This window comes from Paramicrobacterium humi (assembly GCF_900105715.1).
Lineage (GTDB): Bacteria > Actinomycetota > Actinomycetes > Actinomycetales > Microbacteriaceae > Paramicrobacterium > Paramicrobacterium humi.
On the sequence record NZ_FNRY01000001.1, the window covers coordinates 2469667 to 2495646 of the forward strand.

At 69.7% G+C, this 25980-nt stretch carries 24 protein-coding genes; 18 read left to right on the forward strand and 6 right to left on the reverse strand.

Going from position 1 to position 25980, the window contains the following annotated elements:
• The first annotated feature begins 56 nt into the window (after window positions 1-56).
• The gene (locus BLV49_RS12305) at window positions 57-2858 is read left to right on the forward strand and encodes an FtsK/SpoIIIE domain-containing protein (protein ID WP_091184800.1); all 2802 of its coding nucleotides are present in this window, start codon (window positions 57-59) and stop codon (window positions 2856-2858) included.
• On the opposite strand, the gene ald is transcribed toward BLV49_RS12305, so the two are convergent.
• On the reverse strand, window positions 2859-3974 hold the full coding sequence (gene ald / locus BLV49_RS12310; RefSeq protein ID WP_091184803.1) for an alanine dehydrogenase: 1116 nt from the start codon (window positions 3972-3974) through the stop codon (window positions 2859-2861). It abuts the gene before it with no gap.
• A gap of 89 nt (window positions 3975-4063) precedes the next feature.
• Window positions 4064-5065, reverse strand: a complete 1002-nt coding sequence (locus BLV49_RS12315) for an asparaginase (RefSeq protein ID WP_091184806.1) — start codon at window positions 5063-5065, stop codon at window positions 4064-4066.
• Window positions 5066-5132: 67 nt separating this feature from the next.
• On the opposite strand from BLV49_RS12315, the gene BLV49_RS12320 reads away from it, so the two are divergent.
• Window positions 5133-5606 carry an OsmC family protein gene (locus tag BLV49_RS12320; protein ID WP_091184807.1) on the forward strand — a complete coding sequence of 158 codons (474 nt, stop codon included), beginning with the start codon at window positions 5133-5135 and terminating at the stop codon, window positions 5604-5606.
• Window positions 5607-5612: 6 nt separating this feature from the next.
• Here the strand turns inward: BLV49_RS12320 and BLV49_RS12325 are convergent, their stop codons facing one another.
• Entirely contained in the window at window positions 5613-6374 is a 762-nt protein-coding gene (locus tag BLV49_RS12325; protein ID WP_245723642.1) for a lysophospholipid acyltransferase family protein, read from the reverse strand.
• Window positions 6375-6435: 61 nt separating this feature from the next.
• Here BLV49_RS12325 and BLV49_RS12330 point away from each other — a divergent pair, with 61 nt between their 5' ends.
• Both BLV49_RS12330 and dxr read left to right on the forward strand, forming a co-directional pair.
• Window positions 6436-7473: an FKBP-type peptidyl-prolyl cis-trans isomerase gene (locus BLV49_RS12330; RefSeq protein WP_091184812.1), complete on the forward strand. Its 1038-nt coding sequence runs from the start codon at window positions 6436-6438 to the stop codon at window positions 7471-7473.
• A 38-nt stretch (window positions 7474-7511) separates the two neighbouring features.
• Entirely contained in the window at window positions 7512-8588 is a 1077-nt protein-coding gene (dxr, locus tag BLV49_RS12335) for a 1-deoxy-D-xylulose-5-phosphate reductoisomerase (protein ID WP_091184815.1), read from the forward strand.
• Between the two features lie 16 nt (window positions 8589-8604).
• Here the strand turns inward: dxr and BLV49_RS12340 are convergent, their stop codons facing one another.
• On the reverse strand, window positions 8605-10128 hold the full coding sequence (locus tag BLV49_RS12340; protein WP_245723643.1) for a Mur ligase family protein: 1524 nt from the start codon (window positions 10126-10128) through the stop codon (window positions 8605-8607).
• Between the two features lie 127 nt (window positions 10129-10255).
• On the opposite strand from BLV49_RS12340, the gene BLV49_RS12345 reads away from it, so the two are divergent.
• Window positions 10256-11671 (forward strand): M50 family metallopeptidase, encoded by a 1416-nt coding sequence (locus BLV49_RS12345; protein WP_091184822.1) that lies wholly within the window; start codon window positions 10256-10258, stop codon window positions 11669-11671.
• On the opposite strand, the gene BLV49_RS12350 is transcribed toward BLV49_RS12345, so the two are convergent.
• Window positions 11655-13034 carry an MFS transporter gene (locus tag BLV49_RS12350; protein ID WP_091184827.1) on the reverse strand — a complete coding sequence of 460 codons (1380 nt, stop codon included), beginning with the start codon at window positions 13032-13034 and terminating at the stop codon, window positions 11655-11657. The genes BLV49_RS12345 and BLV49_RS12350 overlap by 17 nt on opposite strands.
• A 104-nt stretch (window positions 13035-13138) precedes the next feature.
• Between BLV49_RS12350 and BLV49_RS12355 the strand changes: the two genes are divergently transcribed.
• The 3 genes from BLV49_RS12355 (at window position 13139) to BLV49_RS12365 (ending at window position 15337) form a co-directional block, all read left to right on the forward strand.
• Window positions 13139-14281 carry a sensor histidine kinase gene (locus BLV49_RS12355; RefSeq protein WP_091184830.1) on the forward strand — a complete coding sequence of 381 codons (1143 nt, stop codon included), beginning with the start codon at window positions 13139-13141 and terminating at the stop codon, window positions 14279-14281.
• A complete protein-coding gene (locus BLV49_RS12360) occupies window positions 14278-14937 on the forward strand; it encodes a response regulator transcription factor (RefSeq protein WP_091184833.1) in 660 nt (219 codons plus the stop codon). Before BLV49_RS12355 ends, BLV49_RS12360 begins: the two co-directional genes overlap by 4 nt.
• 109 nt (window positions 14938-15046) lie before the next feature.
• Window positions 15047-15337, forward strand: a complete 291-nt coding sequence (locus BLV49_RS12365; RefSeq protein ID WP_245723644.1) for an SHOCT domain-containing protein — start codon at window positions 15047-15049, stop codon at window positions 15335-15337.
• 63 nt (window positions 15338-15400) lie between these two features.
• Here the strand turns inward: BLV49_RS12365 and BLV49_RS12370 are convergent, their stop codons facing one another.
• The gene (locus tag BLV49_RS12370) at window positions 15401-16585 is read right to left on the reverse strand and encodes an acetyl-CoA C-acetyltransferase (protein ID WP_091184837.1); all 1185 of its coding nucleotides are present in this window, start codon (window positions 16583-16585) and stop codon (window positions 15401-15403) included.
• 145 nt (window positions 16586-16730) lie between these two features.
• Between BLV49_RS12370 and BLV49_RS12375 the strand changes: the two genes are divergently transcribed.
• Genes BLV49_RS12375 through BLV49_RS12420 form a run of 10 tightly spaced genes read left to right on the forward strand, consistent with a single transcriptional unit; the run spans window position 16731 to window position 25978 of the window.
• Complete coding sequence (locus BLV49_RS12375; RefSeq protein WP_091184840.1) at window positions 16731-17939, forward strand: substrate-binding domain-containing protein; 1209 nt, start codon at window positions 16731-16733, stop codon at window positions 17937-17939.
• 7 nt (window positions 17940-17946) lie between these two features.
• Window positions 17947-18705: an ABC transporter ATP-binding protein gene (locus tag BLV49_RS12380; RefSeq protein ID WP_091184844.1), complete on the forward strand. Its 759-nt coding sequence runs from the start codon at window positions 17947-17949 to the stop codon at window positions 18703-18705.
• Window positions 18702-19418, forward strand: a complete 717-nt coding sequence (locus tag BLV49_RS12385) for an ABC transporter ATP-binding protein (protein ID WP_091184850.1) — start codon at window positions 18702-18704, stop codon at window positions 19416-19418. Before BLV49_RS12380 ends, BLV49_RS12385 begins: the two co-directional genes overlap by 4 nt.
• A complete protein-coding gene (locus BLV49_RS12390) occupies window positions 19415-20290 on the forward strand; it encodes a branched-chain amino acid ABC transporter permease (RefSeq protein ID WP_091184854.1) in 876 nt (291 codons plus the stop codon). The genes BLV49_RS12385 and BLV49_RS12390 overlap by 4 nt, the downstream gene beginning before the upstream one ends.
• Window positions 20287-21339 carry a branched-chain amino acid ABC transporter permease gene (locus tag BLV49_RS12395; protein ID WP_091184859.1) on the forward strand — a complete coding sequence of 351 codons (1053 nt, stop codon included), beginning with the start codon at window positions 20287-20289 and terminating at the stop codon, window positions 21337-21339. Before BLV49_RS12390 ends, BLV49_RS12395 begins: the two co-directional genes overlap by 4 nt.
• Window positions 21336-22889, forward strand: coding sequence for a class I adenylate-forming enzyme family protein (locus BLV49_RS12400; protein ID WP_091184863.1), 1554 nt, complete (start codon window positions 21336-21338; stop codon window positions 22887-22889). The genes BLV49_RS12395 and BLV49_RS12400 overlap by 4 nt, the downstream gene beginning before the upstream one ends.
• A complete protein-coding gene (locus tag BLV49_RS12405) occupies window positions 22886-23560 on the forward strand; it encodes a TetR/AcrR family transcriptional regulator (protein WP_091184868.1) in 675 nt (224 codons plus the stop codon). Before BLV49_RS12400 ends, BLV49_RS12405 begins: the two co-directional genes overlap by 4 nt.
• A complete protein-coding gene (locus tag BLV49_RS12410) occupies window positions 23557-24303 on the forward strand; it encodes a 3-hydroxybutyrate dehydrogenase (protein ID WP_091184870.1) in 747 nt (248 codons plus the stop codon). Before BLV49_RS12405 ends, BLV49_RS12410 begins: the two co-directional genes overlap by 4 nt.
• A complete protein-coding gene (locus tag BLV49_RS12415; protein WP_245723645.1) occupies window positions 24300-25202 on the forward strand; it encodes an alpha/beta hydrolase in 903 nt (300 codons plus the stop codon). The genes BLV49_RS12410 and BLV49_RS12415 overlap by 4 nt, the downstream gene beginning before the upstream one ends.
• The gene (locus BLV49_RS12420; RefSeq protein WP_091184875.1) at window positions 25199-25978 is read left to right on the forward strand and encodes a CoA transferase subunit A; all 780 of its coding nucleotides are present in this window, start codon (window positions 25199-25201) and stop codon (window positions 25976-25978) included. The genes BLV49_RS12415 and BLV49_RS12420 overlap by 4 nt, the downstream gene beginning before the upstream one ends.
• Window positions 25979-25980 lie beyond the last annotated feature (2 nt).

Here is a 25980-nt window from a genome sequence, read left to right on the forward strand (position 1 = left end):
CCACGATTCGACGGGAACGCAGTCCGGCCGCATGCTCGGCATGCTGATCTCTACAGATGGCCTTCCCGACTGAGATCCGCGTCCCCGCCGTCCCGGGCACGCCGCCGCGGTCTCCATTCCCGTTCATCGCGAGTCTCGCGCCCGTCGTCGCGTCCGTCGCCATCTCGGCCGTGACCCGCTCGCCGTACGTTCTCATGTTCGCGATCCTGGGGCCCGTGATCGCCATCGCCAGCGTCGTCGACAGTCGGCTCTTCGCCCGTCGATCGCTGCGGAAGCAGGAACGCGAGTATCAGGAGCGGCTCGTCGAGGTGCGAGAGCTGGTCTCTGCCGCGCACGACGGCGAGCGGCGCTCGCGGCTCACAGCGTCGCCGACGGCGCGCGAAGTGCTCGCGGATGCCGGCCGAGCGTCGCGCTGGCGAGCATCGACGGAACGCGCGCGCACCATCACCCTCGGACTGGGCGACCGACCGAGCGGCGTCGTCCTCGGCGGCGCCGCGGGCGACGAGGCGCACACGGGGCTCCGTGAGCACGCCTCGACGCTTGCGGCGGCACCGTGCACCGCCGATGCCACGCTCGGCATCGGCGTCGTGGGCGCCACAGCGCTCGCTCGAGCCGTCGCGCGCGGCTACCTGCTCCAGTTGTGCCACGCGGTCGACCCGACGCGACTGAGGATCGTGGCGCTGCCCGATGAGGGCTGGGAGTGGGCGCGGTCCCTGCCGCACCTGTCGCGGCGCAGCGCCGACGCAGCGATGACAGTGAGCGTCGTGGAAGACGCGACCGCACCAGCGGTCCCCGCGGACATCACTCTCGCTGTCGCGCGCGTCGTCGACGCCGTTCCCGCTCACTGTCGCGAGATCATCGAGTGCTCGACCGGTCTGACCGCGACCTGGATGAGCGCCGACAACCCCGCCGATCGCATCACGGTTCTCACTCACCCCGTCACGGCGGCGGCCGCGCACGCCTACGCGGCTGCCCTCTCCGCGCTCGCCGCGGAGACCGGTGTGGTCGGCGAGGACGGTGAACCGCCCGTGAGCGCGCACTGGGACGACCTGGCGCGGGATCCCGACGGGGGAGCGCTCTCCGTCCCGATCGGGCTCGCCGCGCGCTCGAGCGTCAGCGTCGATCTCGTGGAGCACGGTCCACACGCCATCATCGGCGGAACCACGGGGAGCGGGAAGAGCGAGCTTCTCGCAAAGTGGGTGCTCGGACTCGCCGCCGCGCATTCGCCCAGCGAGGTCTCGATGCTCCTCGTCGACTTCAAGGGCGGGGCGACCTTCGCACCCCTCCAACGGCTGCCGCACGTCGTGGGAGTGATAACCGATCTCGACCCGGCGGCCGCGACGCGCGCGCTCGAGAGCCTTCGCGCCGAGGTGCGCTACCGCGAGCGGACGCTGCGGGAGCACGGCGTCCAGGACATCGCGGAACTGCGCTCCGGACTCGCTCGCCTCGTCATCGTGGTCGACGAGTTCGCGGCGATGCTCGAGGGCTTCCCCGAACTGCACGCCCTGTTCGTCGACATCGCCGCACGCGGCCGATCGCTCGGCATGCACCTCGTGCTGTGCACGCAGCGTCCAACCGGCGTCGTGCGCGACTCGCTGCTCGCGAACTGCACCCTGCGGCTCAGCCTCCGCGTCAACAACCGTGCAGACGCACTTGCCGTGACGGGCGTCGACACCGCCGCCTCTCTCCCCGTGACCCCGGCGGGACGCTGCGTCGTCGTCACGCCCGACGCGGACCCCGTCGTCGCGCAAATCGCCCGGGTGTCGGATGCCGACATCGCCGCTGTCGCCGCCCGCCATGCGGGGGAGCCGCGGCCTCGGCGACCGTGGCTCGACCCACTGCCGCCCCGGATACCGCTCGAGCGCCTTGCCTGCACGGCCGACGCCTTCACGCTCGGCCTTCGGGACGTGCCGGCACAGCAGAAGCAAGAGCCTGCGGTGTGGCGGCCCGCGACGGACGGCAGCCTGCTCGTGCTCGGCGGCGCGCGGTCGGGGAAGACCACGCTCGCTCAGGTCATCGCGGCGCAGAGCAGCGGCTCGTGGCATGTCGACGAGCTGCCCGACGATCTCGAGCGAGCGTTCGATGTTCTCGAGGACAGCGCCGAGCGCGCGGAGACCGCGCTCGGACCGTCGACGACGAGGTCGGTTCTGACGATCGACGACCTCGACGTCTTGTGCGGCCGACTCGATGACGACGACGTCGAGCACGCGCGCGGGCTCCTGACCAGGCTGCTGCGCTCCGGGCCGCGCGCCGGCATCTGCGTCGTGGCGACGGCCCAGCGCCTCGGGGCCGGGATGAGCGCGCTCGCCGCCTTGTTCGACTCGACGATGCTGCTTCGAATGCCGAGCCGCGCCGAGCACATCCTGTGCGGTGGAGACACGGCGACCTGGTCGGAGGACAGACGCGCGGGCAACGGCGTCTGGGGCGGCACGAGCGTGCAATTGGCGTATACGACGCGCATGCGACGCCGCCGTGGCGCTCGCGCGCTTCCCGAGCTCGATCTGGACGCGGAGCAGATCGTGCTCGTGAGCTGTCGTCGCCCCGCCCAGACGGCCAGGACGCTGCGGGAGCGGCATCCGGGCGTTCACATCATCACACTGGGTCCGACGCCGGTCTATCCCGCGGAGATGCGCGAGCTCACGAGCGTCGTCGTGGTCGGTGACGCCGACGCGTGGCAGGCGAACTGGTCGCTGCTCGCCGCTCTGCGCAGCACCGCCACGGTCGTCGTCGAAGCCTGTCCGCTCGTCGACTACCGTGCCCTCACGCGCACTCGGGCGCGGCCCCCGTACCTGCACCGCCAGCCCGGCCGGGCGTGGCGCATCGCCGCTGACGGCCACATCACCCGTTGCGCGCTCTGATCAGCCGAGAACGGCGGCGAGTGCGGTGTGCTCGATGCCGTGCGCGCGAGCCACCGGCTCGCTCACCAGGCGGCCCGCGGTCGTCGCGAGACCGGCGGCGAGGGCCGCGTCCGATCGCATCGCGGCACGCCACCCGTCGCGCGACACGGCACGGACGTATGGCAGCGTCGCGTTCACAAGGGCGAACGTCGACGTGTGCGGCACAGCGCCCGGCATGTTCGCGACGCAGTAGAACACGGAGCCGTGCACGGTGAACGTCGGCTCGTCGTGTGTGGTCGGGTGGCTGTCCTCGAAACAGCCGCCCTGGTCGACAGCGATGTCGACGAGCGCACTTCCCGGCCGCATGCGGGACACGAGGTCATTGCTCACGAGCTTCGGAGTGCGGGCGCCCGGCACGAGCACGGAGCCGATGACGAGATCAGCGTCGACGAGCGAGTGCTCGATCTCGAAGGCGTTCGAGGCGATCGTGACGACGCGGCCGCCGAACTGCTCGTCGAGCTCGCGAAGCCGCGCCAGATTCGTGTCGAGCACCGTGACGCGCGCGCCGAGGCCAAGCGCGATCGCCGCGGCGTTCGAACCGGCGACGCCGCCGCCGAGCACACTCACTTTCGCCGGGTGGGTGCCCGGCACGCCCGGCACGAGAAGCCCGGGCCCGCCGTTCGGCTTGAGCATCGTGTTCGCGCCGACGATCGCCGACAGGCGGCCCGCCACCTCGCTCATGGGGGCGAGGAGTGGCAGCGAACGATCCGGCAGTTGCACGGTCTCGTAGGCGATCGCGGTGACGCCTGCCTCGAGCAGCGCCCGGGTGAGCGCCTCGTCGGCGGCGAGGTGCAGGTAGGTGAAGAGGACGAGATCTTCCCTGAAGTGGCGGTACTCGCTCTCGACCGGCTCCTTGACCTTCAGGACGAGGTCGGCGGCGGCCCAGAGCGCATCCGCGTCGGCGACCATCGTCGCGCCCGCGGCCTCGTAGGCGCTGTCGGGGATCGACGATCCGGCGCCCGCGCCCTTCTGGATCTTGACCTCGTGGCCGGCCGCGCTGAGATCGTGAACTCCGGCCGGGGTGATGGCCACGCGGAACTCGCTGTTCTTGACTTCCGTCGGGATCGCTATTCGCATTGTGCTCCTCATCGCGCACGTGTCGTCGGGGCATGTTCCGCCCTCGCCCCTCAGCCTACGGCCGATCCGGACCGCTCGCGGGAACCTGGCTACAGCGTCGGCGACACCTCGATGCGACCGACGGGTTCGCCGCCGCCGGTTATCGTGAGGTCGAGCTGCTCGAGCACGTCGTCGACCTCCTGGCGGGGGAGAGCGCCGGCGGCGACGAGCAGCTCGAGTCCGACGAGGGTGGAAGCGCGCCCGCTGCCGTCCAGGACCTTGAGCGCCACCGTCGTGCCGTCGCGAGCGGCCATGACCATGACGCCCTCGGCGCCGAGCTTTGCGAAAACGCCGAGCCGCTCGATCACAACGGTGTTCGGCCGTCCGGGTCCCTCGATCGCCCAGGGGTCTTCGAGCACGGCGTCCACGAGCGCTCCTGCGTTGCGGTAGATCGCGAACGGCGACGTCGCCGACGAGGTGCGCACGCGAGCGATGCCGCGCGCGAGTCCGATGAGGGAGATCGCGAACACGGGAGCCCCGCAGCCATCGACGGCCGTCGCGACGGGCTTCTCACCCGTGAACCGCTCGACCGTGTCGCGCACCGCGCGCTGCAGGGGATGCTCCGGGTGGAGGTAGCTCGCGGCGTCCCAGCCGTTCGCGACGCACGCGAGCAGCATCGCCGCGTGCTTGCCCGAGCAGTTCATGGCGATGCGCTGGGGTCCGACGCCCTGTCGCACCATCTCGTCGCGCGTGGCCTGGTCGCCGGGGAACGCGGGCGGACACTGCAGAGCGTCCTCGGGCAGACCCGCCGTCGTGAGCATCGCCCGCACCGTCGACATGTGCCGCATCGTGCCGGCATGGCTCGCCGTCGCGAGGACAGCCTGCGGTCCGCGCAGCTGCACGCCGGCGTTCATCACCGCGATCGCCTGGAACGGCTTGAGCGAAGAGCGCGGGAACACGGGAGCCTCCGGCGCGCCGATCGACCGCTGCACCTCGCCGTGCTGGTCGAGCACGACAGCAGAGCCGACATGCCGGGACTCGACGAAGCCCGATCGGGTCACGATCGCGAGCTCTGCTGCCTGATCTGCCGTGAACGTGCCCAATTGCGCCATCTGGTTGCGGTCCCTTCGCTGTCGCCGACCATTCAGGTTACCGCGCCCGAAGTGGCATGCTTGAGCCATGTTGGGACGCCACAGCTACCGAGTCGGCATCGAGTGGACGGGAAACCGCGGGAGCGGAACGAGCGGCTACCGCGACTATGGCAGGCAGCTCGTCGTGCGCGCCGACGGCAAGCACGACATCGCCGCGTCTGCCGATCGCACCTTCCACGGCGACGCGGACCGCTGGAACCCCGAGGAGATGCTGCTCACCGCCCTCGCGCAGTGCCACATGCTGTCGTACCTGCACGCCGCCGTCCGCGGCGGCGTCCTGGTCACCGCCTACACCGACGAGCCGACCGGCACGCTGCAGGAGGATGGGAAGGGCGGCGGAGCCTTCACCGAGGTGGTGCTGCGTCCTGTCGTCACGATCGCCGACGCGTCCATGACGGATGCCGCCGAGGCGGCGCACGAACTCGCACACCGACTGTGCTTCATCGCGAACTCGGTGAACTTCCCCGTGCGCGTCGAGCCGAGCGTGTGCGCCGCGTCGTGATGCGGATCAGAGTCGTTCGGGGCGCAGCACGGCCTGCTTGATCTTCTCGACGGTGCTCGCGGGCGGCGCCTCGTTGTAGCTGTCGGCGAGCTCCTGCCCGCTCAGCTCGTGGATCGCCGCCATGATCTCGTCCGTGGCCGCGCGCCGCGCCTTCCCGGAGCGGGCCTCGCCGTGCTTGCTCACGTCGATGGGCTCACCGAACGCCACGCTCACCTTCGCGCGGCGCGGCATGCTGGCGCCGACCGGCATCATGGCATCGGTGCCGCGCAGGCCGACGGGCACGACGAGAGCCCCGGTCGTGAGAGCGAGCCACGCCACTCCGGTGCGACCGCGGTACAGCCGGCCGTCGAGGGACCGGGTCCCCTCCGGGTAGATGGCGAACGCGTTCTCGGCTTCGAGGATCGTGCGGCCCGTGTTGAGAGCAGCCTGGGCGGCCTGCCCCGCGCCGCGATCCACCCCGACCGCTCCGATCGAGCCGAAGAAGGTGCGCACGACCCAGCCCTTCACGCCCGTGCCGGTGAAGTAGCTCGACTTCGCGAGGAACTGCACGGGCCGCGGCGAGCACACGGGGATCGCGATGCTGTCGATGAACGAGAGGTGATTGCTCGCGAAGATCACGCGACCGCTCTTCGGCACGTTCTGACGACCCGTGACGCGCGGGCGGTAGTAGCCGCGAACGATCGGGGTCAGCACGCTGCGGCCGAGCCAGTAGACGAAGCCGGGCCGCTTCGCTCGAGCGGGCGCGATCGTCGTCGTTACATCAGCCACGTGCCGACCGTACACGCGCATTCATTCCGCCGGTGGCATGAAGCGCTTTCAGGTTTCCGTGATGCGGGATGCTGCAGACTGGAGCGGAAACCCGTTCGCTGTCGAAAGTGATGCTCCCGTGCGCAAACGCCTCATCGTGGCTCCGGCCGCGGCACTTCTCCTGCTCCTGACGGGATGCGCCTCAGGGAGCGCGGCGTCCGACGCTCCGAGCTCGAGCGCGAGCCCCGCAGCGGAGACCTGCGCGGCGACGACGTCGGGAGCGGCATCCGATTCGGTCACGGTGAAGGGTGCGATCGGCGAGAAGCCGACCGCGAGCTTCGACGCGCCGCTGAAGGTGACGAAGACCGAGCGGACGGTGCAGACGACGGGCGACGGCGCCGAGACGAAGCACGGCGAAATGGTCGGCATCGAGGTCACCCTCTACAACGCCGTCACCGGCAAGCTCGTGCAGCAGAGCTCCTACGCGGGCGGTCCCATGCAAGTGACGATCTCGGACGACTCCCTCATCCCCGCCCTCGTGCGCGCTATCGAGTGCGTGCCGACCGGCTCGCGCGTCGTCTCGGTGTCGCCCGCGAGCGACGCGTGGGGCGACCAGGGCAGTCAGGACGGCTCCGTCGGACCCGACGAGGGTGTCGTGATCGTCGCCGACGTGCTCTCGATCACACCGAGCAAGGCGACGGGCGAGCCGGTCGCGGCCGACGCCTCGCTCCCCGCTGTCGAACTCGACAAGACGGGCGCGCCGACGGTCACGATTCCGGACCGCGCAGCGCCAGCCGACTACCAGCTCGGCGTGCTCAAGCAAGGCGATGGCGCAGAGGTCGCCGACGGCGACACCGTCACGGTGCAGTACCAGGGCGTCAACTGGCGCACGGGCAAAGTCTTCGACCAGAGCTGGACGCGAGGCGCGCCGTCTCAGTTCGCCACGAACCAGGTGATCAAGGGGTTCACGAAGGCGCTCGTCGGGCAGAAGGTCGGCAGCCAGGTCATCGCCGTGATCCCGCCGGACATGGGCTACGGCGCGGCCGGTAGCGAGAGCGCGGGCATCAAGGGCACCGACACGCTCGTCTTCGTCGTCGACATCCTCGCGACCTCGCGCTGACGCCGCGGGCGCGGCGAGGCTCGCAATAGGGTGGACGCATGAGACGCGTCATCATCCTCGGCTCGACGGGCTCCATCGGAACGCAGGCGCTCGATGTCATCCGTCGCAACCCGGAGCGCTTCGACGTCGTCGGACTCGCCGCAGGGAGCAACCGGGAGCTTCTCGCCGAGCAGGCGAACGCCTTCCACGTGGACGACACGGCAGTGGGAGCGGAAGAGGCGGAGCAGCTCGTGCGCGACGTCGACGCTGACGTCGTGCTCAACGGCATCACGGGCTCCGTCGGGCTCGGGCCGACGCTCGCCGCTCTCGAGGCGGGGAGAACCCTCGCCCTCGCGAACAAGGAGTCCCTCGTCGTCGGCGGAGAGCTCGTCGCGCGGGCGGCCGCGCCGGAGCAGGTCGTCCCGGTCGATTCCGAGCACTCGGCGATCGCCCAAGCGCTTCGCGCCGGCGCGCCGCACGAAGTCAGGCGCCTCGTCCTCACGGCATCCGGCGGTCCCTTCCGCGGCCGCACGCGAACCTCGCTCGCGAGCGTCACTCCCGAGCAGGCGCTCGCGCACCCGACGTGGGACATGGGGCTCGTCGTGACGACGAACTCGTCGACGCTCGTGAACAAGGGACTCGAGGTGATCGAGGCGCACGTGCTGTTCGGGGTGGACTACGACGACATCGCCGTGACCGTGCACCCGCAGTCGATCGTGCACTCCATGGTCGAGTTCACCGATGGCTCGACGCTCGCCCAGGCCTCCCCGCCGGACATGCGACTGCCCATCTCGCTCGGCCTCGACTGGCCGAACCGGGTGCCGGGCGTCGGCGTGCCGCTCGACTGGACGCGCGCACAGTCTTGGACCTTCGAGCCGCTCGACGAGGATGCCTTCCCCGCCGTGGCCCTTGCGAAGCGCGTCGGTCGGACCGGCGGAACGTACCCGGCCGTGTTCAACGCCGCGAACGAGCAGGCGGTCGCGGCGTTCCACGCCCGGCGCATCGGCTACCTGGACATCGTCGACACCGTCGAGCGCGTCGTCGATCGGCACGAGGCCGCGGGTGAGCTGACGCGTGACTCGCTCGCCGACGCGGAGGAGTGGGCGAGGCGAACCGCCGACGCGGTCATCGGCTGAGCTCAGGCGGCTGCGGTCACTCCTCTGGGGCGAGCTGCCAGCCCGCTTCGAGGAGCGCGCCGCGAGTTTCGCCGGGAACCGAGAACGGCACGTGCTGGCCGGCGATCTCGCGATAGTCCTTCCCGGCCAAGCCCGCCCAGACGACGGTGTCGTCCTCGTCGGCGGCCGCCACGGCGACGCGGATGGCGTCGGCGGGGTCGGGCACTTCGCGGATGTCGCCGTCGGGCCGGGCGTCGCGAGCGCCCGCGAGCACGGCGGCCCGGATCTGTGCGGGGTCCTCGTCGCGCGGATGATGATCGGTCACGATGAGAATGTCGCTGCCGAGCGCGGACACGCGCCCCATCTCGGTGCGCTTCGTCGTGTCGCGGTTGCCGTTCGCCCCCGCGACCATGATGACCTTGCCCTGCGTCACGTGCCGCGCCGCCTCGAGCAGCTTCTCGAACGCGTCAGGGGAATGGCCGGAATCGATGATCACGGCGGGCCCGTGCACGACGGGGATGCGGTTCGAACGCCCCGGGACGTGCACGCGGATGCCGCCATCGCGGGCGAGCACGGAGTCGATGTCGTGAAGCTCGAAGCCCGCCTCCACGAGCATCGCGATCGCGAGGCCCGCGTTGGCGGCCATGTGCCGGCCGATGAGCGGCACCCGCGTAGACAGCGATCCGTGCCGCGCGCTGTGCAGCGTGAACTCCGTCGCGTCAGGGCTCTCCATTCCCACGTCGACGACCCAGTCCGCGCTCTCGCCCTCGAGGGAGGTGATCGTCGTGACCGGTACGCCCGCGGCGTCCGCGACGCGCTGCCCGGCCGGGGAATCCAGGCTCACGACGGCCGAGCGGGCGCGGTCGGGCTGGAACAGCTGCAGCTTCGCGTTCAGGTAGTCGGCCATGTCGGCGTAGTCGTCGAGGTGGTCATGACTCAGGTTCGTGAACGCGGCGACGTCGAAAACGAGGCCGTCGACGCGGTGCCGCGAGAGAGCATGAGCGCTCACCTCGATGACGATGCCCTCGACGTCGACCTCCTGCATGCGGGCGAGCAGCGCGTGCATCTCGGGGGACTCCGGCGTCGTCAGCTGCGACGGGAAGCTCTCGCCGCCGGCGCGGCGCTCGGCCGTCGAGCTCAGGCCCACGCGCAGTCCGAGCTGCACGAGGATCGCCTCGAGCAGGTGCGCCGTCGACGTCTTGCCGTTCGTGCCCGTGATGCCGAACATCGGCGGCCGGTCCCTGTCGGTGTCGTACACCCACGCGGCCATCGCGCCGAGCACCTCGCGCGGGTTCACGGGCGTCACGAGGACAGGGACGGCGAGATCCGCGAGCGACGTGGCGCCAGCGGCATCCGTCACGACGGCCACGGCCCCACGGGACACGGCGTCGGCGGCGAACTGGGCGCCGTGGAACCGTGCGCCGGGAGTGGCGACGTACACGTCGCCCGGCTGCACCATGGCGCTCGCGAGCGTGATGCCCGTGATCGTGGCCTCTGTGGCGGGTTCGGCGAGCGAGAAGGCCCGTGCGAAGTCTTCAAGTGATTTGGGTGTCGGAGACAACGGTCTCGACACCCGCGGTGTGTCAGCCTCCACGGTGCGCAGAATCCCTCTCATCACGAATCGTGAAACCCATGCTCTCACAGCACGCAGACAGCATGGGTGAAGGCGGGGGCGCTATCGTTCCGATGTGGAATCCGTGCTGCTGTACATCCTCGGCATCCTGATCATCGTGGTCGGGCTCGCCGTGTCCATCGGGCTGCACGAAATGGGCCACCTGATTCCCGCGAAGCTGTTCGGCGTCAAGGTGACGCAGTACATGATCGGCTTCGGCAAGACCGTCTTCTCCCGACGCAAGGGCGAGACGGAGTACGGGATCAAGGCGATTCCGCTCGGCGGCTACATCTCGATGATCGGCATGTTCCCGCCGACCCGGCCGGGTGAGAAGCTGCACGCCTCGAGCACGGGCTTCGTGCAGCAGCTCTCGGATGCGCACCCGGACGCCGCCGCGACCGACGTGGCCGGCGCGATCGAAGAGGCCATCGAGACGCCGCCGGTGGGAGAGACCGGCAAGCGACGCATGTTCGACACGCTCGTGCAGGACGCGCGAGACGCGAGCGCCGAGACGATCGGCGACGAGCACGAGCGCGCGTTCTACCGGCTGCCGGTCTACAAGCGCATCATCATCATGCTCGGCGGGCCCGCCATGAACCTCGTGCTCGCCGTGCTGTTCTACGGCATCGTCCTCGTCGGATTCGGGGTTCCCACGGCGTCCACGACTGTTGCCGCCGTGAGCGAGTGCGTGCTGCCGGCCGGAAGCAGCCAGTCGAGCTGTCCGGCGGACGCCGAGCCGTCGCCTGGCGCCGCGGCGGGCATCAAGCCGGGCGACCGCATCGTCAGCATCGACGGCACCCCGATCGACGAGTGGACGCAGTCGACGAAGATCATCCAGGACAACCCCAACCGCGCGCTCAGCGTCGTCGTCGATCGGGACGGCGAGCAGAAGACGCTCACGGTCACACCGCGCCCCACCGAGCGCGAGGTCGCGACGGCTGAGGGCGGAACACGTGTGGCGAACGTCGGCTTCGTGGGCATCACGGCGGCGACGCCGTTCAAGCCGCAGCCGGTGACGACCGTGCTTCCCGCGGTGGGCGACAATATCGCGGCCGTGACGAACATCGTCGCGCACTTGCCGCAGCGCATGGTGGCCGTCGCTCAAGCCGCGTTCGGCTCACAGGAGCGCGACCCCAACGGTCCCATCAGCGTCGTGGGCGTGGGGCGCATCGCGGGCGAGGTAGCGAGCCTCGACACGATTCCCGTGGTCGCGAAGGCGCAGACGATGTTCGGCATTCTCGCCTCGCTCAATGTCGCCCTCATGGTGTTCAACCTCATCCCGCTGACCCCGCTCGACGGGGGCCACGTCGCCGCCGCCCTGTGGGAAGCGCTCAAGAAGGGCTTCGCGAAGCTGCGCCGCAAACCGGATCCCGGCCCCGTCGACGCGGCGAAGCTCATGCCGCTCACCTTCACCGTCGTCGTGCTGCTCGGCGGCATGAGCGTGCTGCTCATGTACGCCGACATCGTGAAGCCCGTCAACCTCTTCGGCTGACCGGTCGCCACAGGGCGAGCACGGGAACGAGCACGGCCGAGAGCACGGCGGCGACGACAGTCACCTCGAGCCAGCTCGCCGGGCTCGTACCGTCGCTGAACGCGATGCCGAGCAGCGTCGTTGCGAGGATCGCGCCGACATAGCGTGAGGTCTGGAAGATCCCGCTCGCCACACCGGCCTGCTCCCGGCGCGCTGACGAGTACAGTGCCTGACTCAGCGCAATGCTGACGACGCAGTACGGCACGCCCATCGCGGCCGTCACCAGCAGGGGCACGAATGCGGCCGTGCTCCACGCCAGCAGACCGAGAAGCATCGCCGACCCGACGAGCCACAAGCCGCCGCCGATAAGCGTGACGCGCACACCGCGTCGCTCGATGAAGCGCGCGGCGAACGGCGTGAGCAGCACGTTGAGAGCCGCGAGCGGCAGCATCAGAAGCCCGGTCGCATCCGCACGGTATTCGCCGTGCTCCTCAAGGAACTGCGGCAGCCCGAAGAACGCGCAGTAGTAGACGAGATTGAACAGCGCGAAGCTCGCGTACACGATGACGAGGGAACGGTTGCCCGCCAGCATCCGAAGATCGATGAACGGATGCCGGCCGCGCAGCTCCCGCCAGACGAACAGAGCACCGCAGACCACCGCGGCGGCCAGCAGCCACCACAGCGGCTGTGTCGGCATGCGCAGCAGGAACACGAGAAGCGACACGAGCATCCCCGTGAACGCGAGGATGCCGGGAATGTCGGACTGCGCGAGCGTCGTCGACAGGGGAGCCTTGTCGCGTGGAGCGTCAGCCGGCGCGAGAAGCCGCACACCGACGAGCGCGATGATCGCGAGCGGAACGTTGATCCAGAAGATCGCCTGCCAGCCGAGGGTCGTCACGAGGACGCCGCCGATCACCGGGCCGATCGCGGCTCCCGCCGTGTTGGCGACCTGAATGCGGCCGAGCAGGCGCGGAGAGCTGAGCCCCGAGCGTGACGTGATCGGGTGAAGGAGCGAGACGGCGGAGGGGAACGCGCTCGCCGTCCCGATCGCCAGCAGCACTCGCCCGGCGCACACGAACGCGAAGTTCGGCGAGAACGGCGTGAGCGCGCACGCGACGACAACCACGCACATGCCGAACACGAACAGCCGGCGCGGGCCGAATCGGTCGCCGAGCCGACCCATGAGCGGCTGACCCGCCGCCGACGCGAGATAGAACGCCGTGATCACCCACGTCACCGTGAGCACGTCGAGACCGAAGAACTCGCGCAAGGTCACGAGGGCGATGGCGATCATCGACGAGTTCAGCGGATTGAGCAGCGTGCCGAGACTCAGCGCGGCGATGCCGAGGCCCGCCCGGCGCGGGGAGATCGGTTCGTCGCTCACTGCTCCACTGTAGGCGCTCGCCGTGCCCCCGTACTCCGCAGGGAGTAGCCGTTCCCCCGACGGGAGGACGCGGCAGGCGACCGTCAGGTCGTAGCCTTTCGGGTATGCCCTACCCGAGCTCGGCCATCGACGAACCGCCACGGTTCCGGATGCCGCCGGCCGTGCGCCTGTGGCTGCCGGTCATCCTCAGCTTCGTCGTGCAGCTGTTCGGCACCGTGGGCATCCTCGCCTGGACGCGCCCGGGCTCGGCCGCGACGTGGGCGGTCGCGCTCCTCGTCGCCGTCGCCGGGCCGCTCGCGCTCATCGCCGCCAGGCGCCTTCCCGGCCCGGTCGCGACCGTGACGGTCGCGGCGGCGGTTGTGGATCTGCTGCTTCCGCCCGCGTTTCAGCCGCTTCCGCTCGCGCTCCTCTTCGGCGTCGTGCTCGGCATCGTGCGGGGCGCGCGCGTCTGGGTGTACGCGTCGCTCGCGCTCGGGTGGAGCGTGGCGCTTCTGCTGGGCGGGCTCTCCGGAGTGCTGTGGCATCCCGGGCGCATCGTCGGCACGACGCTCGGACTCATCGTGCTCTGCGGCATCGCCGAGGGCGCGAGAGTGCGTCGGCAGCGGGCCAAGGAGCGGCGACGCCGGTTTCGCGAGCAGCGTGCCAGCGCAGAGCAGGAGGAGCGCGTGCGCATCGCCCGCGAGCTGCACGACGTCATCGCGCACTCGCTCTCCCAGATTTCGGTGCAGGCCGGCGTGGGCCTGCACCTCATGGACGCGCAGCCCGAGCAGGCCCGCACCGCACTCGAGAACATCAAGGCGACGAGCAAGGCGGCTCTCGACGACGTCCGCGGCGTGCTTGGCGTGCTGAGGGGAGACGACGCGCCGCTCGCGCCGTCACCGGGACTCGCGCAGCTGCCGCAGCTGGCGGCATCCGTCACCGCCATCACGGTGCAGCTCGACGCCATCGATGTCGGTCGCGTTCCCGACACCGTGCAGCAGGCGGCGTACCGCATCGTGCAGGAGTCCCTCACGAACGTCGTCCGACATGCCCGCGCGACCGCCGCGCACATCACCGTGCGTCGCGAGGCCGGCATGCTCGTCGTGAGCGTCGCGGACGACGGCCGCGGTGGCCCGATCGAGCCGGGCAACGGCGTTCTCGGCATGACCGAGCGCGCCGAGCAGCTCGGCGGGCGGCTCGAGATCTCCGCGACCGCGAGCGGCACGACCGTCACCGCGACGCTTCCCGTGGGGGAGGAGACCCGATGATCCGCGTCGCCCTTGCCGATGACCAGCAGCTGATCCGCGCTGGATTCCGGGCGCTGCTCTCGGCCGAGCCCGACATCGAGGTGGTCGGCGAGGCGAGCACGGGCGACGAGATCGTCGCGCTCGCGGCCGAGCAGAGACCCGATGTCGTGCTCATGGACATCCGGATGCCGTCGGGCGACGGCCTGTCGGCGACGGAGCGCATCGTCGCGACGCCCGGCCTCGAGGACTGCCACATCGTGATCGTCACGACGTTCGAGCTCGACGAATACGTCGCCCGGGCGATCGCGGCGGGAGCCAGCGGCTTCCTCGTGAAGGACACGGAGCCGGTCGAGCTGATCCGCTCGGTGCGGGTCGCCGCCGGGGGAGAGGCGCTGCTGTCGCCGTCCGTGACGAAGCGACTGCTCGAACGGGTCGCCGGCAGCATCCGCCCCGACCGCGCGCCGTCACTCGACGCGCTCACGACCCGCGAGCGCGAGGTGCTCGCCCTCGTCGGCGAGGGCCTCACGAACGAGGAGATCGGCGCACGCCTGTACCTCAGCCCGCTCACGGCCAAGACGCACGTGTCACGCATTCTCGGCAAGCTCGGCGCCCGCGATCGCGTGCAGCTCGTGATCGCCGCCTACGAGACGGGCCTGGTGCGCCCCGGCGCGATCTGACCTGCTCCTCCCGGAGTACGGCAAGTGCCTCCCGCGGGCAGACGCGCCGCGAGCGCCCCGCGAGGAGTCTGGTGGAGACGGCCCAGAGCGGGCCGCGTGAAAGGAAATCATGCTGACCTCAGCCCTCGCCACCGCACTCGCCGTCCACGGCCCCTGGGTCGCCGGCCCCGGGTTCGGCTGGTGGTTTCTCCTGATCCCGCTGTCCTGGATCGTGGTGCTCGCACTGCTGTTCACGTTCGTGTTCCGCCGCCGCCGCGGCGCGTGGCGCGCCTGGCAGGAGGAGCACTCGCCCGTGCGCAGCGCGGAGTCGACGCTCGCGCAGCGCTACGCCAACGGCGACATCGACGAGACGGAGTATCGTGCTCGGCTCGAAGTGCTCCGCGCGAACGCTCGCGAGTGACGATCGGATGCCGCCGACCGGCGCTTAGCGGCCGGCGGCGCCCCGTCGCCCGTGAACGCCTTGCTAGCGCTCCAGGAGAAGCGCCTCGCCCTGTCCGCCGCCGCCGCACAGCGACACTGCCGCGCGCCCGCTGCCGCGGCGAGAGAGCTCGAGTGCCGCGTGCAGCGCGAGACGGGCGCCGGACGCGCCGATCGGGTGACCGATCGCTATGGCACCACCGTGGATGTTCACCTTTTCGTCGCTCAATCCGAGGTCTCGCATCGACTGCGCGCTCACGGCGGCGAAGGCCTCGTTGATCTCGACCAGGTCCAGGTCAGACACCTGCCAGCCCTGACGACTCAGCGCGTGCTCGATGGCTCGTGAGGGCTGCGAGTGCAACGAATTGTCCGGCCCGGCGACCTGGCCTGGGGAGCGCACGATGGCAAGCCAGGAGTGCGCGTTCTTCTCCGCCCACTCGCGATCGGCGACCACGAGAGCCGCCGCGCCGTCGCTCAGCGGTGAGGAGTTCCCCGCGGTGATCGTCCCGTCCGCGCTGAAGGCGGGTCGAAGCGCGGCCATGGTCTCGGCGGTGGAATCCTCCCGCACTCCCTCGTCGGTGTCGACGACGGTGACGGCACCGCGCCGTCCCTTCACCTCGACAGGAGCGATCTCGTCCGCGAACACGCCATCGGCGATGGCGGCAGCGGCCCTGTTGTGCGAACCGAACGCGATTCTGTCCTGCTCCTGCCGTGTGATGCCGAGGCGGCCGTTGTGCCTCTCGGTCGAGGACCCCATCGACTCCTTATCGAAGGCGTCGGTGAGCCCGTCGAAGGCGGCGGTGTCGAGCATCGTGGCGTCGCCGTACTTGAAGCCCTTTCGGGAACCGGGCAGCACGTGCGGCGCATTCGTCATGGACTCCTGCCCGCCAGCGACGACGACGGTCGCCTCGCCGCTGCGGATGAGCCGGGCGGCGTCGCTTACGGCGGCGAGCCCCGAGAGGCACACCTTGTTGATCGTGACGGTGGGCACGTTCCAGCCGATTCCCGCCGCGATCGCCGATTGCCGTGCCGGGTTCTGGCCGGCGCCGGCCTGCAGCACCTGCCCCATGATGACCTGGTCGACCTTGTCGGCGTCGACGCCCGCGTTGCGCAGAGCGGCGGTGATGGCCACCGTGCCGAGCTCGACAGCACTCAGGCTCGCCAGGGCGCCGAGCAGCCGGGTGAACGGGGTGCGGGCTCCGCCAAGGATGACGACGTCACGTTCGGTCATGGAAGACTCCTTTGTCGAGTGCGGTACCCGTCAAGCTTGACACGGATCCGCGATTGGGAATAGCTTAGCTGACACCTGAACCACCTGTCAGGTTTTGCATCGAAGCAGCACCACGCACAGTGTGTCACCTACGAAAGGCATTCCCATGCGAGAAACAAGGAAGTATCTTGCACCGGTCATCGTCGCTACGGCGGCGCTGCTCCTCGCCGGTTGCGCTCCCTCCTCGGCCAGCGGCGGCGGCGCCGGAGGGGGAGGCGGCGACGCCGACGCTTCAGCCGTCGACGTCTCGATCATCTACTCGGAGACCGGCCCGCTCGCCGCATACGGCGCCGCGTACAAGGCCGGCCTCGAAGCAGGGCTCGACTACGCCACGGACGGCACGAACAAGGCCGGTGGCCACCCGATCAACATCACCTACTCCGACGACGCCGGAGACGCCGACAAGGCCGTGAGCCTCGCGAAGGACGCGATCGGCAAGGGATCCACGATCATCGCCGGCACCGTCGTTTCCGGCATCGCGCTCGCGCTCGCCGAGCAGGCGGAGCAGAACAAGATCCTCTACATCTCCGGCCCTGCCGCCGTCGATCAGATCACCGGCATCAACGACTACACGTTCCGCTCCGGCCGTCAGACATACCAGGACATCGCCACCGCGGGAACCTTCATCGGCGACCCGAGCGGCAAGAAGGTCGTCGTGTTCGCTCAGGACACCGCGTTCGGACAGGGCAACCTCGCCGGCGTCCAGGCGGTGCTCGGCGAGAAGGGCGCGGACGTGAGCGACGTGCTCGTCCCCGAGGACGCGACGGAGTTCACGCCCTTCGCGCAGAAGGTGCTCGCGGCAAAGCCGGACCTCGTGTTCGTCGCCTGGGCCGGAGCGACAAGCGGCGCCATGTGGGAGTCGCTGCAGCAGCAGGGCGTGTTCGACAAGACGACAGTCGTGACCGGGCTCGGTGACGTCGCGACCTACGAGGCGTTCGGTGCCGCAAGCGACAAGATCAACTTCCTCAACCACTATTTCCCTGGCGCGACGGACAACAAGGCGTCGAAGGCCATGGACGCGTACCTTGACGAGCACGGCGCGAGCGCCGACCTCTTCTCGCCGGACGGCTTCAACGCCGGAATCATGATCGCCCACGCCGTCGAAGAAGGCGCAGGCGACGTCGACGCGATGGTCAAGTCCCTCGAGGGCTTCAGCTTCGAAGGCCCCAAGGGCACGATGACCGTCCGCGCCGAGGACCACGCCCTCCTCCAGCCGATGTTCCAGGCGAAGCTCGTGCAGAAGGACGGCAAGTGGGTCCCCGAGCTCGTGAAGGTCGTGGACGCCGAGACCGTCGCACCACCGGTCGCCGGCTAGGCAGACGATGACGGATCGGACAGCGCTCGCCGTCTCGGACCTCGACTTGCGGATCGGGGGAGCGCACATCATCGACGACGTCTCCTTCGAGGTCGCAGCGGGCGAGATGCTCGGGGTCATCGGGCCGAACGGGGCCGGGAAGACGACACTGTTCAACCTCATCTCAGGAGTGCTCCGGCCGAGCGGCGGTCGCGTCGTCCTCGACGACGCGGACGTCACCCGCTCACCCGTTGACAAGCGGGCGCGAGCGGGGCTCGGCCGGACATTCCAGACCTCGAGCCTGTTCCCGGAGCTGAGCGTTCACGAGAACGTGCGCCTCGCCGCTCAATCGCGGCTCGGCCACGTCGCCTCGTTCCTGCGGTTCCCGCGTCGCGGCGACGAGGCGAGCACGATCGCTGACCGGCGCCTCGACGAGGTGGGGCTCAGCGAGCTCGCCGACAGGGATGCCGCGGGCCTCTCCCACGGCGACAAGCGCAAGCTCGAGATCGCCATGCTGCTCGCGCAAGACGCGGACGTCATGCTTCTGGACGAGCCCATGGCAGGAGTCGGCTCCGCCGACGTGCCCGGCCTCGTCGAGGTGATCAGGCACCTGCACAAGGATCAGGGCAGGACCATTCTCATGGTCGAGCACCACATGGACGTCGTCCTCGGCCTCGTCGACCGCGTCGCCGTGATGCACCACGGGCGACTGCTCGCCATCGGATCCCCCGACGAAGTCATGTCGAACGAACTCGTCCAGGGTGCGTACTTGGGAGAACAACTGTGACAAGCAGCATCCTCGAGGTGGAGAACCTCACCGCCTCGATCGGCGGTCAACAGGTGACGGAGGACGTGTCGTTCTCCGTGCCCGCGACCGGAGTGACCGCGCTTCTCGGCCGAAACGGCGTCGGGAAGACGAGTACGCTTCGGGGAATCCTCGGGCTCATCTCCCGTCGCGGGCGCATCGTTCTCGACGGCAAGGAGATTCAGTCGCTCCCCACCCACCGAATCGTGCAGCGCGGCGTCGGCTACGTGCCGGAGGACCGGGAAGTGTTCTCGAAGCTCACCGTCGCGGAGAACCTGCGCATCGCCGAACGGGACGCGCAGCCCCGACGCGAGCTCGTCGCCGAGCTGTTCCCTGACCTCGTCGAGCGCTCGGGCCAGGCGGCCGGGACGCTCTCGGGCGGGCAGCAGCAGATGGTGTCGCTCGCCCGGGCGCTCATCAACGACAACCGTCTGCTGCTCGTGGACGAACCCACGAAGGGCCTCGCGCCGAAGATCGTCACCGAAGTGGCGACCGCGCTCGAATCCGCTGCGCAGATCGCACCCGTGCTGCTCGTCGAGCAGAACCTGCAAGTGGTTCGCCGGCTCGCGCACGACGTGATCGTCCTCTCCGGCGGACGCGTCGTCTACACGGGAACCGCGTCCGAGCTTCTCGACGACCCGGAGCTCACCCGACGCCACCTCGGCGTGCACGCAGAGAGCGAGGCGGGCGCGTGAGCACAGTCATCCTCCTGCTCGTCACCGGCCTCGGGCTCGGTGCCGTGTACTTCCTCGTCTCCTCTGGCCTCTCCCTCATCTACGGCCTCATGGGCGTGCTGAACTTCGCGCACGGCTCGTTCCTCACGCTCGGCGCCTTCGCGGGCTGGGAGATCGGCCGACGCATCGGCGACGGCTCCTGGTTCTCGCTGATCATCTCGCTCATCGTCGGACTCGTCGTGGGCGCACTGTTCGCAGCGGCGACCGAGTTCGTGCTCATCCGGCGTCTCTACGAACGGCACATCGAGCAAGTGCTCGTCACCGTCGGCCTCGCACTCGCGACAGTCGCGCTGTTCGAAGGCATCTGGGGCACGGACGCGATCTACGTGAACGGCCCCGCCTGGCTCGGCCAGACGACGAACATTCTCGGCGCCGCGATACCGAACAACCGGTTCCTGCTCATCGCCTGCGCGGTCCTCGTCCTCATCGGGATCGTCCTGTTCCTGACGAAGACCCGCTACGGGCTCATCATCCGAGCCGGTGTGGAGAACCGGGCAATGGTGACGGCACTCGGAATCGACGTGCGCCGGGCGTTCACTCTCGTGTTCGCGATCGGCGGGGCCGCCGCCGGGCTCGGCGGCGTTCTCGCCTCGCACTACACCGGCTACGTGTCGCCGCAGCTCGGCGCCTCCCTGCTCATCTTCGCGTTCATCGTCACCGTCATCGGCGGGCTCGGCTCTCTCGCGGGAGCCGCCATCGCGAGCGTCCTCGTGGCCGTGCTGCAGCAGTTCGCGAACTTCTACCTCTTCGGCACCGGCGATCTCGTCGTCGTGCTGCTGCTCGCGCTCGTGCTGCTGGTGCGGCCGCGCGGCCTGATGGGAGTGAAGGCATGACCACCTCACGCATCCGCATCCTGATCGGCGTCCTCGTCCTCGTCGTCGCCGCCGTGCTTCCGCTTCTCAACATCTCGGTGCCCGGAGTCTTCCCCGGACCCACCTACACGCCGGGCACGCTGCAGCTGCTCGCGCTCGCCATGCTCATGTCGGGACTCGCGCTCAGCTACCACCTGATGTTCGGAGTGACGGGCATGCTCTCCTTCGGACACGCGCTGTACTACGCCATCGGGGCGTACGGACTCGGCATCGTGCTCGAGCGCACGCCGTTCGGCCTGCTGCCGGCCATCGCGCTGGTCGTCGCCGGCGGCCTCGTCGTCGCGACAGTGCTAGGCGCGCTCAGCCTCCGCGTCACCGGCATCTCCTTCGCAATGGTGACGCTGGCCTTCGCGCAGGCCGGCTCCGTGCTCATCCGGCGAAACTCCGGCATCACCGGTGGTGACGAGGGCCTCTCGCTCGCGACCGAGCACGTGCCGGACTTCTTCATCGGCGTCTTCAACACGCGCAACCTGTACTGGCTTTCCCTCGCGGTTCTCGTCGTCGTGTTCGCGGTCGTGCTCTGGTTCGAGAAGTCGCGCGCGGGACACGTCGCCGTCGCCATCCGCGAGAACGAGATGCGGGTGCGCGTGCTCGGCATGCAGCCGTTCACGATCCGGCTCGGCGCGTTCGTCGTCGCCTCTGTGCTGGCGTCGGTCGTCGGAATCGTCTACATCGTGCTGCAGTCCGGCGTCACGACACGGGCGGCCTCCACGGACCTCACGCTCACGATTCTCGTCATCGTCGTGCTCGGCGGCGTCGGCTCCCGGTGGGGCGCCGTCATCGGCGGCGTCGTGTACACGATCCTCGACCAGCGGCTCACGGCGCTCGCGGCATCCGACTGGATCGATCAGCTGCCCGCCGTGCTGCGCATCCCGCTCTCGGAACCGCTGTTCATCCTCGGTACGCTTTTCATACTCGTCGTGATCTTCCTGCCGGGCGGCATCGCCGGAGCGGCACGCGAGGTTCGAACGGCGCGGAAGGAGCCCGTACTCGAGGAGGAGCTGCGATGACCTCGTTTCACACAATCGGACGGTGGATCGAAGATCGTGCCATCGCGACGGGGGACCGCGTCGCGATCGACGACCGCGGCGTCCGCTTGAGCTACCGCGAGCTGCACCGGCGAGCCGTCGCACTCGCCGACCGGTTCCGGGACGCCGGGTACGGCGTCGGCGACCGCATCGCCACGATCACCGGCAACTCGAGCGATCACGTCGTCGTCTTCTTCGCGTGCGCGCTCTCGGGGCTCGTGCTCGTGCCGCTGTCGTGGCGACTGTCGCCCGCCGAGCTCGCTCAGCAGCTGGAACGGGCGCGCCCGGAGCTCCTGCTCGTGGAGGACGAGTTCAGCGCGCTCGGCGGCGCCGCTCTCGAACGGCTTCCCGTTCCGCCCGTGCGCACCGGGCTCGGCGCGCGCGGCGTCGAGACGGAAGTGCCCCGCGCCCGCCGCAGCGACGGTCGCACCGCGAGCGCTCGTCCCGTCGAGGACGATGACGCGCTTCTCATCATCTTCACGGCCGGAACCCTCGGGCGGCCGAAGGGCGCTGTGCTCACGCACGCGAACTGCTTCTGGACGAACCTCGCTCTGTCGCGCACCGCCGAGATCTCCGGCGACGACGTCGTGCTCTCAGTCATGCCGCAGTACCACGTCGGCGGCTGGAACGTGCAGCCGCTTCTCGCCTGGTGGGTCGGCGCGACCGTCGTGCTCGAGCGCACGTTCGACCCGGGACGTGTGCTGCAGCTCATCGCCGAACGGCGCATCACGACGATGATGGGAGTTCCCGCCAACTACCTGTTCCTCGCCGAGCACCCCGACTTCCAGCGCACCGATCTGAGCAGCCTGCGCCACGCGATCGTCGGTGGCGCGCCGATGCCCGAGCCGCTCCTGCGGACCTGGCACTCCCGCGGCGTCGCGCTCACGCAGGGCTACGGTCTGACCGAGGCGTCGCCGAACGTGCTGTGCCTCGCCGACGAGGACGCCAAGCGCAAAGCGGGCCTCGCCGGGAAGCCGTACCCGCACGTCGACATCGCCGTCGCCGACCCTGTGACGGGAGAGCGGCTCACGGGCAACGCCACGGGAGAGCTCATCGTGCGCGGCCCCGGCGTCTTCGCGGGCTACGTCGACGATCCCGAAGAGACGGCTCACGCTCTGCGCGGCGGCTGGCTGCACACCGGCGATCTCGTGCATCGCGACGATGACGGCTATGTCCGCGTCATCGACCGCATCAAGGACATCTACATCTCCGGAGGCGAGAGCATCGCGCCGGCGGAGATCGAGAGCGCGCTCTTCGGCCACCCCGCCGTGGCCGACGTCGCCGTGATCGGCGTGCCCGACGCACGCTGGGGCGAGGTCGGCGTCGCCTACGTCGTCCGACGCCGCGGAGTCGCCACCGACGCCGAAGAGCTCACCGCCTGGCTGAGGCAGCACATCGCCTCGTTCAAGGTGCCCCGGCAGATCCTCTTCATCGACCGCATCCCGCGATCGTCCTCCGACAAGATCGTCCGACGCGAGCTCTCAGCCCGGCACGCGGCCCGCTCGGACACGCACGAATCGACGACAGCATGAGCGCACAACCGAGAACCGCACGCGGCACCCGCACGAAGGAGGCGATCGTGCGCGCCGCCGAGACCGTCTTCGCCGAACTCGGCTACAACGACGCGTCCATCGTGCGGATAACCGACGCCGCGGGAGTGGGCCAGGGCACGTTCTACCTGTACTTCGCCTCGAAGCTCGAAGTGTTCAACGAAGTCGTCGAGGACCTCAACCGCCGGGTGCGCCACGCGATGACCTCGGCGGCCGTCGCGGCCGACACGCGAGCGGCATCGGAGCGTGCCGGATTCCGGGCCTTCTTCGAGTTCACGGCGCAGCATCCGGCCCTGTACCGCATCATCCGGCAGGCCGAGTTCGTGTCACCCGGCGCGATGCGCATGCACTACACGCGCATCGTCGCCGGCTATATCCACGGGCTCACCGAGGCGCGCGGCCGGGGAGAGGTCGGCGACATCGACCCCGCCGTCGCAGCCTGGTCGCTCATGGGCATCGGCGAGATGATCGGCATGCGCTGGGTGCTGTGGGGCGACGACGCCGCCTCACCGGGCGCGGACGACGATCCCTACGCCTCGGGCACGCGGGAGATCCCCGACGAGGTTTTCGAGCAGATGATGCGATTCATCGAAGGCGGGCTTGGCACGCGCGACAACAGCGCGGGCACCCACACGGAAGGAGCACTCTCATGAGTTCGTTCGAAGGCAAGCGCGCCCTCGTCACGGGCGCCGCGAGCGGCATCGGCCTCGCGTGCGCGGAAATGTTCGCCGCCCGCGGCGCGCACGTCATCATCGCCGACGTGAACGCGGATGCCGCAAACGAGCTCGCCCGGCGCATCGACGGCGAGGCATGGGTCGCGGATCTGAGCGATACGACGGCGCTCGACGAGCTGAGCCTCGACGTCGACATCCTCGTCAACAACGCGGGAGTGCAGACGGTCGCCCCCATCGAGGAGTTCGACCCCGAGCGCTACCGCTTCATGATGCGGCTCATGCTCGAGGCGCCGTTCCTGCTCGTGCGCGCCGCGCTGCCCCGCATGTATGAGCGCGGCTGGGGGCGCATCATCAACATCTCCTCTGCGCACGGTGTGCGAGCGTCCGCGTACAAGTCGGCATACGTCACCGCGAAGCACGGGCTCGAGGGGCTCTCGAAGGTGATCGCCCTCGAGGGCGCCGAGCACGGGGTGACGAGCACGTGCGTCAACCCTTCGTACGTGCGCACACCGCTCGTCGAGAAGCAGATCACCGACCAGGCCGCCGTGCACGGGATCCCCGAGAGCGAGGTCGTGGAGAAGATCATGCTCACCGAGACGGCGATAAAGCGCCTCGTCGAGCCCGAGGAGGTGGCCTCGCTCGTGGGCTGGCTCGCAAGCGATGACGCCGCAATGGCGACGGGAAGCGACTTCCTCCTCGACGGCGGATGGAGCGCCCGATGACCGAAACCCGAACCGTGCCCGTCACCGGCGGCGGTCTCGCCGTGCGCGAATGGAACCCCGACGCCGCCGGCCGCGCCGTCGTCGCCCTGCACGGCATCACCGCCTCGCACCTCGCCTGGCAGGAGCTCGCCTCCCGGCTGCCCGACGTGCGGATCATCGCCCCCGACCTGCGCGGCCGCGGCCGAAGCAGAGCGCTGCCAGGGCCGTACGGTCTCGACACGCACGCCGACGACGTCGCCGCCCTCATCACGGAGCTCCGCCTCGACCACCCTCTCGTCGTGGGGCACTCCATGGGCGGATTCGTCACCGTGCAGCTCGTCCGCGCCCACCCCGGAGCCGTCGGCGGCGTGCTGCTCATCGACGGCGGACTGCCGCTGCAGTCCGCCGCCGCGACCCCCGAGGACGCCACGGCGCTGCTCGGCCCCGCGGCCGAGCGGCTGCGCATGACGTTCGAGAGCCGGAGCGCGTACCGCGACTTCTGGCAGCGGCATCCGGCCTTCGCCGACGACTGGAGCGACTCGATCGAGCGCTACGTCGACTACGACCTCATCGACAGCCCCGACGGGCTGCGGCCGTCGACAGTGCCCGAGGCGATGCTCGAGGACTCGCTGTGGCTCGCCCGCGACGCCGGCGTCGTCGACGACCTGAACGCGTGGCCGCACGAGATTCCGCTGCTCGCCGCGCCCCGCGGGCTGCAGGATGAGCCGGTACCGTTGTACGCGAGCGACGATCTCGACCGCTGGCGCTCGGCGATTCCGCGACTTCGCCCTCGCATCATCGAGGATGTCAACCACTACACGATCGTGATGGGCGCGAGGGGAGCGGATGCCGTCGCGGCAGCGCTTCGGGACCAGCTCGCGTCGCTCACGACAAATGCAGCAACGGAGGTGCGCTCATGACCATGGACACGACCGTCGGCAGCCCGCAGGAAGCGGTCGCCGACATTCCCGACGGAGCATCGCTCGCGGTCGGCGGCTTCGGGCTGTGCGGCAACCCGATGGCGCTCATCACGGCGCTGCTCGACACGGGAAGCAGCGGCCTGACCGTCGTCAGCAACAACTGCGGCGTCGACGACTGGGGCCTCGGCCTGCTGCTCGGCGCCGGACGGCTCAGCAAGATGATCTCCTCCTACGTCGGTGAGAACAAGGAGTTCGAGCGGCAGTTCCTCTCGGGCGAACTCGAGGTCGAACTGACCCCGCAGGGAACGCTCGCCGAGAAGCTGCGCGCCGGAGGCTCCGGGATCGCCGCGTTCTACACGCAGACCGGTGTCGGCACCCAAGTCGCCGAGGGCGGCCTGCCGCGCCGGTACGGCTCGGACGGCTCTGTTGCGGTCGCCTCCCCGGTCAAGGAGACGCGCAACTTCACCGTCGACGGCGAGGAGAAGACGTTCGTGCTCGAAGAGGCGATCTCGACCGACTTCGCGCTCGTGCACGCCCTGCGCGGCGACCGGCACGGCAACCTCGTCTTCAACAAGTCCGCACGCAACTTCTCGCCGCTCGCCGCCATGGCGGGCAAAGTGTGCATCGCGCAAGTGGAGGAGCTCGTCGAGCCCGGCGAGATCGATCCCGACGCCGTTCACCTTCCCGGCGTGTTCGTGCACCGCGTCGTCGAGGTCGGCTCCGACATCGAGAAGCGCATCGAACGCCGAACAGTCCGCGAGAGCGAAGGAGCCTGAGC

Coding starts and splice junctions, on each gene's coding strand:
- BLV49_RS12315 (WP_091184806.1), bottom strand. CDS start 5,065: ATGGCGCAATTGGGCACGTTCACGGCAGATCAGGCAGCAGAGCTCGCG.
- BLV49_RS12355 (WP_091184830.1), top strand. CDS start 13,139: ATGCCCTACCCGAGCTCGGCCATCGACGAACCGCCACGGTTCCGGATG.
- BLV49_RS12415 (WP_245723645.1), top strand. CDS start 24,300: ATGACCGAAACCCGAACCGTGCCCGTCACCGGCGGCGGTCTCGCCGTG.
- BLV49_RS12405 (WP_091184868.1), top strand. CDS start 22,886: ATGAGCGCACAACCGAGAACCGCACGCGGCACCCGCACGAAGGAGGCG.
- BLV49_RS12410 (WP_091184870.1), top strand. CDS start 23,557: ATGAGTTCGTTCGAAGGCAAGCGCGCCCTCGTCACGGGCGCCGCGAGC.
- BLV49_RS12320 (WP_091184807.1), top strand. CDS start 5,133: ATGTTGGGACGCCACAGCTACCGAGTCGGCATCGAGTGGACGGGAAAC.
- BLV49_RS12395 (WP_091184859.1), top strand. CDS start 20,287: ATGACCACCTCACGCATCCGCATCCTGATCGGCGTCCTCGTCCTCGTC.
- BLV49_RS12305 (WP_091184800.1), top strand. CDS start 57: ATGGCCTTCCCGACTGAGATCCGCGTCCCCGCCGTCCCGGGCACGCCG.
- dxr (WP_091184815.1), top strand. CDS start 7,512: ATGAGACGCGTCATCATCCTCGGCTCGACGGGCTCCATCGGAACGCAG.
- BLV49_RS12375 (WP_091184840.1), top strand. CDS start 16,731: ATGCGAGAAACAAGGAAGTATCTTGCACCGGTCATCGTCGCTACGGCG.
- BLV49_RS12380 (WP_091184844.1), top strand. CDS start 17,947: ATGACGGATCGGACAGCGCTCGCCGTCTCGGACCTCGACTTGCGGATC.
- BLV49_RS12370 (WP_091184837.1), bottom strand. CDS start 16,585: ATGACCGAACGTGACGTCGTCATCCTTGGCGGAGCCCGCACCCCGTTC.
- BLV49_RS12360 (WP_091184833.1), top strand. CDS start 14,278: ATGATCCGCGTCGCCCTTGCCGATGACCAGCAGCTGATCCGCGCTGGA.
- ald (WP_091184803.1), bottom strand. CDS start 3,974: ATGCGAATAGCGATCCCGACGGAAGTCAAGAACAGCGAGTTCCGCGTG.
- BLV49_RS12330 (WP_091184812.1), top strand. CDS start 6,436: ATGCGGGATGCTGCAGACTGGAGCGGAAACCCGTTCGCTGTCGAAAGT.
- BLV49_RS12400 (WP_091184863.1), top strand. CDS start 21,336: ATGACCTCGTTTCACACAATCGGACGGTGGATCGAAGATCGTGCCATC.
- BLV49_RS12420 (WP_091184875.1), top strand. CDS start 25,199: ATGACCATGGACACGACCGTCGGCAGCCCGCAGGAAGCGGTCGCCGAC.
- BLV49_RS12365 (WP_245723644.1), top strand. CDS start 15,047: ATGCTGACCTCAGCCCTCGCCACCGCACTCGCCGTCCACGGCCCCTGG.